The sequence below is a fragment of the Bradyrhizobium sp. Kon69 genome, assembly GCF_055807515.1.
In genome coordinates this window covers 1-260 of record NZ_JBVVOS010000410.1, presented here as the reverse complement: position 1 = coordinate 260, position 260 = coordinate 1, and the positions used below count along the sequence as shown (strand labels likewise).

The window sequence follows — 260 nt, the reverse complement described above, 5'->3', positions numbered from 1 at the left end:
CGATGGCTTCCTGCGCCCGGTCGGCCCCGTTGTCGGACGCGTCGGCGCCGACTTCACGGCGCCCCAGCGTCATCCAATCACCCTCCCCCGCACGCCATAGGCACTCAAGGTGCAAGGGCGCGAACACATCGCCGGCATCGTCGGACCGCATCCGCAAAGACAGACGGTGACATGTCGGATAGTCAGGGAACCGTGTCGTGCTGGCGTCATCGATCACCAGGTCCGGCGCCGCCAACCGGCGCAGCTCGTTGGCGTTATCA

1 protein-coding gene is annotated in these 260 nt (G+C 66.5%); it reads right to left on the bottom strand.

Annotated elements, in window-relative coordinates:
• Nucleotides 1-260, bottom strand: a 260-nt coding sequence (locus AC0L3U_RS39620) for a hypothetical protein (RefSeq protein ID WP_473365153.1), incomplete at both ends; no start/stop codon positions are given.